Genomic DNA, 12,334 nt, shown 5'->3' on the forward strand with positions numbered 1-12,334 from the left:
GAGGGCACGGGGGTGCCGCGCCTGTTTTGCGCAAAGCCCTGGATTTTACCGTTTTTCGGCGACGAAGCCCAAAAGTTGTGTGGCGAGGCTGTCTTGCATCAACAGGCGGCTGCGTGCGTGCTGGATGCAACGCGTCCATTCCGCCAGGGTGGCGTCGCCGGGCCATTGCAGCGGGGCGGTGTCCAGGCCGTTCCAGGTGGCGTGGAACTGGCGCAGCGAGGCGGGCGCCTGCAGCCAGTCCAGAAACGCGTGCAGCTTGTCGTGGTGGGCGTTGTCGTGCTGCGGGTAGATGTGCCACACCAGGGCCTGGCCCGCCCACAGGGCCCGCACCAGCGAATCCTCGCCGCGCACGGCGTTGAAGTCGCAGGCCCACAGCATTTCATCAAACGCAGGCTGCGGGCGGTGCGGCAGGTATGAAATGGATAGCTGCCCGTGCTGCATGGGCAAGCGCTGCGGGGCATTTTGACCACAGTCTTCTTCCCGGCCCGGCAAGGCCGCCCGCACGGCGGCGGCCGGGCGGCCGGGCGCGACGAGCAGCCGGGTCGGCGTGGCCTCGCAGCGCTGGAGCAGATCGGGCAGCGCCGCCGGTTCGTAGCAGAACAGCGAGACCCAGCGGGTGCCCGGCGTGTCTTCGCCCAGGCCAAAGGCCGTGCGGTGGTCTGCGCGCCAGGCCTCGCGGTCGAAAGCCTCGCGCCGGGCCATCAGGTCGCTCTCGCGCAGCAGGCCGCCCGTGGCCGGGGTGAAGCCGGGGTAGAAGAACCAGCGCGTCCAGCCCGCAGCCGGGCCCGACAGGATGGGCGAGGGCAGGCCATGGGTGCGCTCCACATAGCCCTCGGCCGACAGGTACTCCAGGTTGATCCACACGGGTCTGGGTTGTTGTGGGCCTCTGGCACTTGCCTGGCTAGCGCTATAAGCTATGAATTCAGGAGCAATTTCGCAGCCGAAGGCCTCCACCATCACATCGGGCCGCGGCTCGTCCGCGCCCGGCGGCGGCGCATACCAGGGGCGGACCTCCACACCTGCGCAGCCCTGCGGCGCCATCCACTGCAGGGCCGAGGCGTCGTCCACCCACAGCCGCACGCGCTGGCCCCGCGCGGCCAGCTGCGCCACCAGGCGCCAGCACACGCCGATGTCGCCAAAGTTGTCGATCACGCGGCAGAACACGTCCCATTGCAGGGGCAGGGCGGGGAGCTTGGCGGTCATGGGATGGAGGGCTTTGCCCGCAAGTGGTCCACCAGCAGGCGCGCCACGCTGGAGAGGGATTCTTCCGAGCGCACGCACAGCACCAGTTGCCGGTGCGCCCAGGGTTCGTTCAGCGTGACCACGCGGATGGGTTGCGAGCCCTTGTACAGCGCGGCGCTGCCTCGCGGCATCACGCCCACGCCCAGGCCGGCGGCCACCATCAGGCACAGCGCGTCGTAGCTGGTGACCTGCATGCGCAGGCGCAGCGGCAGGCCGGCTTCGGCCGCGGCGCGGGTCAGCTGGTTGTTGATGGCGCTGCCTGGGTGCGCGCCCACAAAGTCGTAGGGCAGGGCGTCGGCCAGCCGGGCGGCCTTGCGCCGCGCCAGCGCATGGCCCGTGGGCACCACCAGCACCAGCTCGTCGGTGCGGTAGGGCAGCTGCACCACGCGCTCGCCGTAGTGGCCCTGGTTGAGGATGCCCACGTCGGCCGCGTTCTCGGCCACGGACTGGGCGATGGCCGTGCTGATCTGCTCCTGCAGCCGCACGTCCACCTGCGGGTGCAGCGCCATGAAGCTCTGCAGCTGCGCGGGCAAGAACTGCGTGATGGCCGAGATGTTGGCCACCACGCGCACATGGCCGCGCACGCCGGCGCCGTACTCGCGCATCTGGCTGGCAATGCCGTCCAGGTCGTTGAGCACGCCGCGCGCCAGGTTCAGCAGCGCGTAGGCGGCGGCCGTGGGCTCGGTGCCCTTGTTGCTGCGGGTGAACAGCGCCACGTGCAGGGCGTCTTCCAGGTCGGCCAGGCGGCGGCTCACGGCCGATGCGGCAAGGTGCTCGCGCGCGGCGGCGGCGGCGATGGTGCTTTCCTCCATCACGGCCACGAACAGGCGCAGGGAGACGGGGTCGAGTTTCATGGGGTGCCGATGGTAGCAAGCCGCCGCAGCTGCCATGCCGGTTTGCGATGGCATCTTGTTGCTTGAGCGATTTACGGCCCCGCGGGCGCTGCGCATGATCGGGGTGGCAGCCTAAGGTTACCGACCTGCACCGCCACCACCGTTCGGGCTGAGCTTGTCGAAGCCTTGCGCAGCGCTTCGACAAGCTCAGCGTGATCGGGTGGGGTGGTGCACGCAGACCCTTGGCGCCCGCCCTGAAGGAGACACACATTCCCATGGATTCCATTGCTTCCCCCGCCGCCTTGCAAGGCGTGCGCGTCATCGAAATGGGCCAGCTCATCGCCGGGCCGTTCTGCGGCAAGACGCTGGGCGAGTTTGGCGCCGACGTGATCAAGATCGAAGCCCCCGAGACGGGTGACCCGCTGCGCAACTGGCGCCTGATCAAGGAAGGCACCTCCGTCTGGTGGCAGGTGCAGTCGCGTAACAAGCGCTCGGTGGCGCTGGACCTGCGCCAGAAGGAAGGCCAGGACATCGCCCGCCAGCTGATTGCCGAGGCCGATGTGCTGGTCGAGAACTTCCGCCCCGGCACGATCGAAGGCTGGGGCATGTCGCCCGAGGAGCTGCACGCGCTCAACCCCGGCCTGGTGATGCTGCGCATCTCCGGCTACGGCCAGACCGGCCCCTACCGCGACCTGCCGGGCTTTGGCGCCATTGGCGAGGCCATGGGCGGCCTGCGCCACCTGACGGGCGAGCCCGGCCGGGTGCCGGTGCGGGTGGGGGTGTCGATTGGCGACACGCTGGCGGCGCTGCACGGCACCATCGGCGTGCTCACGGCGCTCTACCACCGCAAGGTCAACGGTGGCAAAGGCCAGGTGATTGACGTGGCGCTGCACGAAGCCGTGTTCAACGTGATGGAAAGCCTAATCCCCGAATACAGCGCCTTCGGCGCGGTGCGCGAGGCGGCGGGCAGTGCGCTGCCGGGCATTGCCCCCAGCAACGCCTACCCCTGCACGGACGGCTGGGTGCTGGTGGCGGGCAATGGCGACAGCATCTTCAAGCGGCTGATGGACGCCATCGGCCGGCCCGACCTGGGCGCCGCGCCGGACCTGGCCAACAACACCGGCCGCGTCGCCCGCGTGGACGAGATCGACGCCGCCATCGGCGCCTGGAGCGCGCAGCGCACCGTGCAGCAGGTGCTGGACGCGCTGGGCGCCGCGCGCGTGCCCGCCGGCAAGGTCTACACCGCCAAGGACATTGCCGAAGACCCCCATTACCGCGCCCGCGACATGCTGTTGACGCAAGAGACGCGCGACGGCTACAGCGTAGAAGTGCCGGGCATCGTGCCCAAGCTCTCGGCAACGCCGGGCACCATCCGCAGCAGCGCGCCGCACCTGGGCGATGACACCGATGCGGTGCTGGCTGAGATGGGGCTCACTGCCGAACAGATTGCGCTGCTGCGCAGCAAAGGAGTCGTGCAATGAACGCACCCGGCAACGTCTGGCAGGGCGCGGGCCGCCGCATCCACTTACAGGAGGTGGGCCTGCGCGATGGCCTGCAGATGGAAAAGGCCCTTGTGCCCACGGCCGACAAGATCGCGCTGTGCAATGCGCTCTCGGCCACGGGCGTGGCCAAGATCGAGGTGACCTCGTTCACCTCGCCCACGGCCATTCCCGCGCTGCGCGATGCCGAGATCGTGATGCGCGAGATCACGCGCCGCCCCGGCACCGTGTACACCGCGCTGGTGCCCAACCTGCGCGGTGCGGAGCGCGCCATCGAGTCGCGCACCGACGAGCTGAACCTGGTCATGTCGGTCAGTGCCACCCACAACCTGGCCAACCTGCGCATGACGCAGGCGCAGTCCTTCGATGCGCTGGCCCAGGTGGTGGCGCGGGCGCAGTCGGCGCAGGTGGCGGTGAACGTGTCGCTCTCGTGCGTGTTCGGCTGCCCCATGGAGGGCGACGTTCCTGAGGCCCAGGTCTTCGACTGGGTGCAGCGCTTTGTGGACCTGGGCGTGTGCGGCATCACGCTGTGCGACACCACGGGTATGGCCTATCCCACGCAGGTGCACCAGCTCACCGCGGCGGCGCGCGTGCGCTGGCCGGGCGTGGCGTTCACGCTGCACTTCCACAACACGCGCGGCATGGGGCTGGCCAACGTGCTGGCCGCCATCGACGCGGGGGCGGACCGGTTCGACGCCTCGCTGGGCGGGCTGGGCGGCTGCCCCTATGCGCCGGGCGCCAGCGGCAACGTGTGCAGCGAAGAGATTGCGCATGCCCTGGCGCTGATGGGCTATGCCACCGGGGTCGATCTGGACGGGCTGCTGGCCGCCGCGCGGCAGCTGCCCGCGCTCATCGGGCACGACATCCCCAGCCAGATCGCCAAGGCCGGCCCCCGCCTGGCGCTGCACCCGGTGCCGGCGGATTTCGACGCCGTCCGCGCGCGGGCGCTGGCCCGCTGAAGCTGCACAAGACCTGATCCCTCACCCACAACAAACGGAGACAACACCATGGCCTTTTCCACCCCGCTGTCCCGCCGCGTCTTCACCGCGGCCGTGCTGTGCTCTGCCGCGGTGGCGGCGCTCGCGCAGGACAAGTACCCGTCCAAGCCGATCACCCTGGTCGTGCCCCAGGCCGCAGGCGGCGCCAACGACGCCATTGCGCGCGTGGTGGCGCAAAAGCTGGGTGAGCAACTGGGCCAGAGCGTGATCGTGGACAACCGCCCCGGCGCGGGTGGCACGCTGGCCACCGCCGCCACGGCCCGTGCGCGCAACGATGGCTACACGCTGCTGCTCACGGCCGACAGCGCGCACGTGATCGGCCCGGCGCTGTACAAGAACCCCGGCTTCGATCCCGTGAAGGATTTCGTGCCCGTGGCGCCCGTCGCCACGGCGGGCTATGTGCTGGTGGCGCACCCGTCCTTTCCTGCGAACAACGTGGCCGAGCTGGTCAAGCTGGCCAAGCTCCATCCCGGCCAATACGCGATCGCGTCGGCCGGCAACGGCACGCTGAATCACCTCATCGGCGAGATGCTGCAAAAGGCGGCGAGCATTCAGCTGCAGCACATTCCCTACAAGGGCTCTGCGGCAGCCGCCACCGACGTGGTGGGCGGGCAGGTGCCGCTGTCGGTGCAGAGCCTGCCGTCGGTCATTGCGTTCATCAAGGCGGGCAAGCTCAAGGTGCTGGGTGTGGTCAACGAAAAGCGCGTGGCCGCGCTGCCCGATGCGCCCACGATCGGCGAGACCCTGACAGGCTTTGGCCAGGCGCCCTGGTATGCGCTGTTCGCCCCGGCCGGCACGCCCGCGCCCATCGTTGCGCAGCTGCAGGCCGAGGTGGCCCGCGCGCTGGAGCACAAGGATGTGGTGGACAAGCTGGCAACGGTGGGCTGCGAGCCCTTCAAGGGCACGGCCGCGCAACTGGGCGCGCTGGTGCAGGCAGACCTGCCCAAGTGGAGCCGCGTGGTCAAGGAGACCGGCGCCACGGTGGATTGATCTGCGCTCTTTCTCCCCATTCCTCCTTTCCTTTTCGTCCCATTCCATTCAACGACACAACAAACCGGAGACACCGCGTGAACCTGAACCGCAAACACTTCAGCACCCTGATGCTCGCCAGCCTGGCCGCCGCCTTTGCCGGCCCGGCCGCCGCCCAGGCCGCCTACCCCAGCAAGACCGTGACCATGGTGGTGCCCACCGCGGCCGGCGGCACCACCGACCTGTCGGCCCGCATGCTGGCGCAGGCCCTGGGCCCGGTGCTGGGCCAGACGGTGGTGGTGGACAACAAGGGCGGCGGCAACGGCAACATTGCCGCCAGCATCGTCAAGCGTGCCGAGGCGGACGGCCACACCGTGCTCATGCAGTACTCGGGCTACCACGTCATCTCGCCCCACATCACCAAGCAAAAGCAGTGGGAGCAGGGCGACTTCCAGCCCGTGGCCAACGTCATCTCGGCCCCGCAGATCATCGTGGTGCGGGCCGACCTGCCGGTGAAGACGCTGCCCGAGCTGATCGCCTACGCCAAGGCCAACCCCGGCAAGCTCAACTATGCCTCGTCGGGCAACGGCTCGCTGCAGCATGTGACCGGCTCCATGCTGGAGCAGCAGGGCGGCATCAAGATGGTGCACGTGCCCTACAAGGGCACCGGCCCCGCGCTGCAGGACCTGCTGGGCGGCCAGGTGGACCTGACCTTCGGCACCGCGCCGCCCTTCATGCCCCACATCGCCAGCGGCAAGCTGCGCGTGCTGGCCGTGACGGGCAAGGAGCGCCTGGCCAGCCTGCCCGACGTGCCCACCACGGCCGAGGCGGGCTACCCCAAGGTCGATGCCACCTCGTGGTTTGCCGTGTTCGCGCCCGCCGCCGTGCCCAAGCCGGTGGTGGACAAGCTCACGGCCGACATCCGCACCGTGGTGCAGAGCGCGGCGTTCAAGCAGAAAGCGCAGGAGCAGGGCGCCACGGCCGACTACCAGGGCCCCGCGCAGCTGGGCGACAAGGTGAAGGCCGACCTGGCCAACTGGGCGGCAGTGGTGAAGACCTCGAAGATCGAAGCAGAATAAGAATCAAAATGGCCTCCAGCGCTTGATAGGTAAGCGCTGGCAGCTATTGTTTTAGGAGTTTCGTCGGCCTGCGGCGCCTGCCGCCACAATACGCGCCATGTCCCATCCCGACGAACTTCTGGCGCAAGTGGCTGCGCTGCCCGCGCTGCCCGGCGTCTACCGCTATTTCGACGCGCAGGGCGCGCTGCTCTATGTGGGCAAGGCGCGGCACCTCAAGCGCCGCGTGTCCAGCTACTTCACCAAGAACCATGGCGGCACGCGCATCGGCCACATGGTCAGCAAGATCGCGCGGCTGGAGACCACGGTGGTGCGCTCGGAGGCCGAGGCGCTGCTGCTGGAGAACAACCTCATCAAGACGTTGAACCCCAAGTTCAACATCCTGTTCCGCGACGACAAGAGCTACCCTTACCTCAAGATCACCGGCACGCCGGGCGCTCACGTGCGCGGCGAGGCACCGGGGCAGGTCTTCCCGCGCATGGCGTACTACCGCGGGTCTGTGGACAAGAAGCACCGCTACTTCGGCCCGTACCCCAGCGCCTGGGCCGTGAAGGAGTCCATCCAGTTGCTGCAAAAGGTGTTCCGCCTGCGCACGTGTGAAGACACGGTGTTTGCCAACCGCACGCGGCCCTGCCTGCTGTACCAGATCAAGCGCTGCACCGGCCCGTGCGTGGACCTGATCTCTCCCGAGGCCTATGCGGTGGACGTGCAGAACGCCGAAGCCATGCTGCGCGGCGAGACGCAGGAGCTGCTGCAGGCGCTGGAGCAGCGCATGATGGCGCACTCCGAGAAGCTGGAGTTTGAGCAGGCCGCCGACGTGCGCAACCAGATCCAGGCGCTGTCGCGCGTGCTGCACCAGCAATCCATCGAGACGGCCGATGACAAGGACGTGGACATCCTCGCCGTGCGGGTGCAGGGCGGCCGCGCCTGCGTGAACCTGGCCATGGTGCGCGGCGGCCGGCACCTGGGCGACCGGCCGTACTTTCCGGTGCATGTGGAGGACGCTGCGGCCGTGTTCGAGGAGGAGGGCGAGGAAGCCCCGGGCGACGGCAGCCCCGCCCGGCCGGTGGAGGCGCAGGTGCTGGAAGCCTTCATTGCCCAGCACTACCTGGGCGTGCCCGTGCCGCCCGTGTTGGTGACCAGCGTGCCGGTGGACAAGGCGCTGATGGAAGCCCTGTCCGACCAGGCCGGCCTGCGCGTGACCGCCATCCACCAGCCGCGCGAACAGCGCCGCGCCTGGCTGGACATGGCGCAAAAGAATGCCGACCTGCAGCTGGCCCGCCTGCTGGCGGAAGAAGGCTCGCAGCAGGCGCGCACCCGCGCGCTGGCCGAGGCGCTGGACCTGCCGCCGGACGACCTGGACCAGCTCACCATCGAGTGCTTCGACATCTCGCACACCGCGGGCGAATCCACGCAGGCGTCGTGCGTGGTGTTCCACCACCACAAGATGCAAAGCAGCGAATACCGCCGCTACAAGATCGAGGGCATCACCGGCGGCGACGACTACGCCGCCATGCGCCAGGTGCTCACGCGCCGCTACAGCAAGGTGGCCGAGGCCGCGCGCGAGGCTGGCGGCATCGACTTTGCCGCGCCGCCACCGCCCGACGCCACGCAGGCCGAGGGCGCCGTCAAGCCCAAGGGTGTGGCGCGCCTGCCCGACCTGGTGCTGATCGACGGCGGCAAGGGTCAGGTCGGCATTGCACGCGAGGTGTTCACCGCGCTGGGCCTGGACCTCACCCGCATCGTGGGCGTGGAAAAAGGCGAGGGCCGCAAGGTGGGCCTGGAAGAGCTGGTGTTTGCCGACGGCCGCGAGAAGGTCTACCTGGGCAAGGACTCGGCCGCGCTGATGCTGGTGGCGCAGATCCGCGACGAGGCGCACCGCTTTGCCATCACCGGCATGCGCGCGGCCCGCGCCAAGGTGCGGGTGGGCGGCGGACAGCTGGAGGAAATTCCTGGCGTGGGCCCCAAGAAGCGCGCGCGGCTGCTGCAGCGCTTTGGCGGCGTGCGCGGCGTGGCCGCGGCCAGCGTGGAGGACCTGGCCAACGTGGAAGGCATCTCGCGCGAGCTGGCGGAAGAAATCTACCGCGCGCTGCGCTGAGCAAGGGTTTTGGCCCCCTCGGGGCGCGGGAAGCTCCGTGCAACGAGCGACCGTGGGGGCTATCCCGTGACACAATCGCCGCCATGTTCTGGACGATCCCCACCCTGATGACCTGGACGCGCATCGTCGCGATACCTCTGCTTGTGGGGGTCTTCTACGCGCCGCTGGAGCCGGCCACGCGCAACCTCATCGCCACGGCGATGTTCGTGGTGTTCGCCGCGACCGACTGGCTGGACGGCTTCCTGGCCCGCAAGCTCAACCAGACCTCGTCGTTCGGGGCCTTTCTGGACCCTGTGGCCGACAAGTTCCTTGTGTGCGCGGCGCTGCTCGTGCTGGTGGACCTGCAGCGCGCCGATGTCTTCGTGGCGCTCATCATCATCGGGCGCGAGATCGCCATCTCGGCGCTGCGCGAATGGATGGCGCAGATCGGCGCGAGCAAGAGCGTGGCCGTGCACATGATCGGCAAGGTGAAGACCACCGTGCAGATGCTGGCCATTCCCTTCCTGCTGTACGACGGCCAGCTCTTCGGCGTGGTCGATACCGGCGTATGGGGCCGGTGGCTCATCTGGGCGTCGGCGGTGCTGACCGTCTGGTCGATGGTCTACTACCTGCGCAAGGCCTTGCCGGAGATCCGCGCGCGCGTGAAGAAATAAGCGCGCCCCAGCCCCTGCATGGGCGGCACGCGTGGGGTGCTGCACAGAGGCTGGCAGCGGGCCGTAGAGGCGCGCAGACGGGTGTCAATACGGAGTGCTGCCCATACGGCGTGTTTGAGACAAAACGCCTCGCAAGCCCTGTCGCAGCGTGAAATACGACTAGAATTCGATGCAACGCTGCGCCAAAACAGCGTGTTGTATTGACACCCGGAAACTCGATCGCTTTAATCTGATGCAGCAGCCGCTGCTGTGTATGCCAGTCCTTCCCCCGTCTGTTTTGCAACCCGGCCCCTGGGCTGGGTTTTCGGACGTGTGAAGACCAGATCTCCGCGAGACATTCCTTCAACTCTTTTCCGAGAGGCTTCTTGTGAACAAAACCGAACTGATTGAGCACATTGCTACCAACGCCGACATCTCCAAGGCTGCCGCTGCTCGTGCCCTGGAATCCACGATCGAGGCCGTCAAGAAGACCCTGAAGAAGGGCGGAACCGTGTCGCTCGTCGGTTTCGGTACCTTTGCGGTGGGCAAGCGTGCCGCCCGCACGGGCCGCAATCCCCGCACCGGCGCTACGATTAAAATCAAAGCTGCTAAAGTTCCGAAGTTCCGTCCTGGCAAGGCATTGAAAGACGCCTTGAACTGAGGATCAGTTTAGGTGGGGTCCTTAGCTCAGTTGGTAGAGCGGCTCCTTTACACGGAGTAGGTCGGCGGTTCGAGACCGTCAGGACCCACCATCACCGAACAAAGGCGAACGCAAGTTCGCCTTTTGTTTTTTGTCTTCTGAAAGATCGACCATGTTTGAATCCATCCGCAAGCACTCCAAGATCGTCATGATCTTATTGTTCTTGCTGGTCATTCCATCGTTTGTGCTGGTAGGCATCGACCGCAATTACTTTTCCGAGAAGAGTCCTGTGGTGGCGCGCGTCGATGGTGAAAAGATCAATCAGACCGATTGGGACAACGCCCACCGCATGGAGTCGGACCGGGTGCGCGCGCAGTCTCCCTCGGTGGACCCCAAGCTGCTGGACTCGCCCCAGGCGCGCTATGCAACGCTGGAGCGCCTGGTGCGCGACCGTGTGCTGGCCGCGGCCGCCAAGGACATGCACCTGGTGACGAGCGACACCCGCCTGGCCCGGGCCCTGCAGGAAATCCCTGCGATCGCCGGCCTGCGCCGCGCGGATGGCACGCTGGACGCCGAGGCCTACCGTGCACTGGTGGGTTCCCAGGGGCTGACGCCCGCCGGTTTCGAGGCCAACATGCGCCGTGACCTGTCGATCAACCAGGTGATCGGCGGCGTGATGGGCAGCACCTTCAGCACCAACGCCCAGGTGCGTCTGGCGCTGGACCCGCTGTACCAGCAGCGGGAGATCCAGGTCGCGCGCTTCAAGTCCTCGGACTATGTGTCCAAGGTCACCCCCACCGACGCTGAGCTGCAGGCGTACTACCAGGCACATCCTGCCCAGTTCCAGCAGCTCGAGCAGGCCAGCATCGAATACGTGGTGCTCGACCTGGACAGCGTGCGCGCCGGCATCGTCCTGAACGAAGACGATCTGCGCACCTACTACCAGGAGAACGTGGCGCGCATGGCTGGCAAGGAAGAACGCCGTGCCAGCCACATTCTGGTGAACGCGCCCAAGGAAGCTTCCGCCGCTGACCGCGAGAAGGCCAAGGCCCGCGCCCAGGAACTTCTGGCCCAGGTGCGCAAGGCGCCTGCCTCATTCGCTGATGTGGCCAAGAAGTCCTCGGACGACAAGGGCTCGGCGGCCGCCGGCGGCGACCTGAACTTCTTCGGCCGTGGCGCCATGGTCAAGCCCTTTGAAGAGGCTGCTTTCGCACTCAAGAAGGGCGAGATCAGCGACCTGGTGGAAACCGACTTCGGCTACCACATCATTCAGCTGACCGACATCAAGGCCCCGCGCCAGCCCTCGTTTGAAGAGCTGCGCCCGACCCTGGAGGCCGAACTCAAGCAGCAGCAGGCGCAGCGCAAGTTTGCCGAGGTGGCAGAAGCCTTCACGAACAGCGTGTACGAGCAGGCGGACAGCCTCAAGCCCGTGGCCGACAAGCTCAAGCTCAAGGTGCACACCGCCACGGGCGTGACCCGCACGCCGGCCGCCGGCGCCAGCGGCCCCCTGGCCAGCCCCAAGTTCCTGGAAGCGCTGTTCTCGACGGACTCGCTGCAGAACAAGCGCAACACCGAAGCCGTCGAAGTCGGCCCCAGCCAGGTGGCCGCAGGCCGCGTCGTGCAGTACACCCCTGCCAAGACCTTGCCGCTGGAAGAGGTGCGCGCCCGCGTGCGCGAGCTCTACGTTGGCGAGAAGGCCTCCGGACTGGCCCGCAAGGATGGCGAGGCCAAACTGGCCACCTGGAAGGCCACGCCCGCCAGCGCCTCCGGCCTGGCTGCGCCTGTCCAGGTGTCGCGCGAACAAACGCAGAACCTGCCCCGCGCCTTGATCGACGCAGCCCTGCACGCGCCAGTGGACACGTTGCCCGGGTGGGTGGGCGTGGACCTGGGGGCGGACGGCTATGCGGTGGTCAAGCTGGCCCGCGTGGTGCCCCGCACGGCGCCGGACGCGAAGCGTGCCCAGCAGGAGCGCCAGCAGTACCAGCAGTGGTGGTCGGCGGCCGAAGGCCTGGCCTACTACGAAATGCTCAAGAAGCGGTACAAGGCCGAAATCAAGGTGCCCCGGCCTTCCAACAGCCTCCAGGCGCTGGCAGAAAATTGATCGTGAAGCCTGGGAAGGGGTCAATCCCAGGCTATAATACAAAGCTACGGTGGCTGTAGCTCAGTTGGTAGAGTCCAGGATTGTGATTCCTGTCGTCGTGGGTTCGAGTCCCATCAGCCACCCCAGATCAGAAAAGCCGCGGCAACTGTCAAAGTTGCAGCGGCTTTTGTCTTTTATTCCCTCCGTGGGAATCCGGCACGGCGCAGGGCATGGCGCTGCGCACACAGTCCTCCCGAAGCCCTTGCC

Annotated in this window: 10 protein-coding genes and 2 tRNA genes; 10 read left to right on the plus strand and 2 right to left on the minus strand. The window is 67.5% G+C overall.

The features are described from left to right. Window positions 1-45 precede the first annotated feature (45 nt). A complete protein-coding gene (earP, locus tag ACOYR3_RS10005) occupies window positions 46-1,203 on the minus strand; it encodes an elongation factor P maturation arginine rhamnosyltransferase EarP (RefSeq protein WP_422846279.1) in 1,158 nt (385 codons plus the stop codon). Next, the gene (locus tag ACOYR3_RS10010; RefSeq protein ID WP_422846280.1) at window positions 1,200-2,096 is read right to left on the minus strand and encodes a LysR family transcriptional regulator; all 897 of its coding nucleotides are present in this window, start codon (window positions 2,094-2,096) and stop codon (window positions 1,200-1,202) included. The genes earP and ACOYR3_RS10010 overlap by 4 nt, the downstream gene beginning before the upstream one ends. A 254-nt stretch (window positions 2,097-2,350) precedes the next feature. Here ACOYR3_RS10010 and ACOYR3_RS10015 point away from each other — a divergent pair, with 254 nt between their 5' ends. The 10 genes from ACOYR3_RS10015 (at window position 2,351) to ACOYR3_RS10060 (ending at window position 12,213) form a co-directional block, all read left to right on the plus strand. Further along, window positions 2,351-3,556: a CaiB/BaiF CoA transferase family protein gene (locus ACOYR3_RS10015; protein ID WP_422846281.1), complete on the plus strand. Its 1,206-nt coding sequence runs from the start codon at window positions 2,351-2,353 to the stop codon at window positions 3,554-3,556. Continuing rightward, entirely contained in the window at window positions 3,553-4,533 is a 981-nt protein-coding gene (locus ACOYR3_RS10020) for a hydroxymethylglutaryl-CoA lyase (RefSeq protein ID WP_422846282.1), read from the plus strand. The genes ACOYR3_RS10015 and ACOYR3_RS10020 overlap by 4 nt, the downstream gene beginning before the upstream one ends. A gap of 48 nt (window positions 4,534-4,581) precedes the next feature. Next, on the plus strand, window positions 4,582-5,562 hold the full coding sequence (locus ACOYR3_RS10025) for a Bug family tripartite tricarboxylate transporter substrate binding protein (protein WP_422846283.1): 981 nt from the start codon (window positions 4,582-4,584) through the stop codon (window positions 5,560-5,562). Between the two features lie 110 nt (window positions 5,563-5,672). After that, window positions 5,673-6,620 (plus strand): Bug family tripartite tricarboxylate transporter substrate binding protein, encoded by a 948-nt coding sequence (locus tag ACOYR3_RS10030; protein ID WP_422846564.1) that lies wholly within the window; start codon window positions 5,673-5,675, stop codon window positions 6,618-6,620. Between the two features lie 97 nt (window positions 6,621-6,717). Continuing rightward, complete coding sequence (uvrC, locus tag ACOYR3_RS10035; protein ID WP_422846284.1) at window positions 6,718-8,715, plus strand: excinuclease ABC subunit UvrC; 1,998 nt, start codon at window positions 6,718-6,720, stop codon at window positions 8,713-8,715. 83 nt (window positions 8,716-8,798) lie between these two features. Beyond that, the gene (gene pgsA / locus ACOYR3_RS10040; RefSeq protein ID WP_422846285.1) at window positions 8,799-9,368 is read left to right on the plus strand and encodes a CDP-diacylglycerol--glycerol-3-phosphate 3-phosphatidyltransferase; all 570 of its coding nucleotides are present in this window, start codon (window positions 8,799-8,801) and stop codon (window positions 9,366-9,368) included. A gap of 367 nt (window positions 9,369-9,735) precedes the next feature. Beyond that, on the plus strand, window positions 9,736-10,008 hold the full coding sequence (locus tag ACOYR3_RS10045) for an HU family DNA-binding protein (protein WP_008906675.1): 273 nt from the start codon (window positions 9,736-9,738) through the stop codon (window positions 10,006-10,008). A 15-nt stretch (window positions 10,009-10,023) separates the two neighbouring features. After that, window positions 10,024-10,099, plus strand: a tRNA-Val gene (locus ACOYR3_RS10050). Window positions 10,100-10,159: 60 nt separating this feature from the next. Then, the gene (locus ACOYR3_RS10055; RefSeq protein ID WP_422846286.1) at window positions 10,160-12,088 is read left to right on the plus strand and encodes a SurA N-terminal domain-containing protein; all 1,929 of its coding nucleotides are present in this window, start codon (window positions 10,160-10,162) and stop codon (window positions 12,086-12,088) included. Window positions 12,089-12,137: 49 nt separating this feature from the next. Continuing rightward, window positions 12,138-12,213 (plus strand) — tRNA-His (locus tag ACOYR3_RS10060). Window positions 12,214-12,334 lie beyond the last annotated feature (121 nt).

Origin of the sequence: Acidovorax sp. M2(2025), assembly GCF_049330835.1 — a bacterium.
In the GTDB taxonomy this organism is placed as follows: domain Bacteria; phylum Pseudomonadota; class Gammaproteobacteria; order Burkholderiales; family Burkholderiaceae_C; genus Acidovorax.

What these genes read in the sequence shown, in the direction of transcription:
- earP (WP_422846279.1), bottom strand. Translation starts at nt 1,203, where the DNA reads ATGACCGCCAAGCTCCCCGCCCTGCCCCTGCAATGGGACGTGTTCTGC.
- ACOYR3_RS10010 (WP_422846280.1), bottom strand. Translation starts at nt 2,096, where the DNA reads ATGAAACTCGACCCCGTCTCCCTGCGCCTGTTCGTGGCCGTGATGGAG.
- ACOYR3_RS10015 (WP_422846281.1), top strand. Translation starts at nt 2,351, where the DNA reads ATGGATTCCATTGCTTCCCCCGCCGCCTTGCAAGGCGTGCGCGTCATC.
- ACOYR3_RS10020 (WP_422846282.1), top strand. Translation starts at nt 3,553, where the DNA reads ATGAACGCACCCGGCAACGTCTGGCAGGGCGCGGGCCGCCGCATCCAC.
- ACOYR3_RS10025 (WP_422846283.1), top strand. Translation starts at nt 4,582, where the DNA reads ATGGCCTTTTCCACCCCGCTGTCCCGCCGCGTCTTCACCGCGGCCGTG.
- ACOYR3_RS10030 (WP_422846564.1), top strand. Translation starts at nt 5,673, where the DNA reads ATGCTCGCCAGCCTGGCCGCCGCCTTTGCCGGCCCGGCCGCCGCCCAG.
- uvrC (WP_422846284.1), top strand. Translation starts at nt 6,718, where the DNA reads ATGTCCCATCCCGACGAACTTCTGGCGCAAGTGGCTGCGCTGCCCGCG.
- pgsA (WP_422846285.1), top strand. Translation starts at nt 8,799, where the DNA reads ATGTTCTGGACGATCCCCACCCTGATGACCTGGACGCGCATCGTCGCG.
- ACOYR3_RS10055 (WP_422846286.1), top strand. Translation starts at nt 10,160, where the DNA reads ATGTTTGAATCCATCCGCAAGCACTCCAAGATCGTCATGATCTTATTG.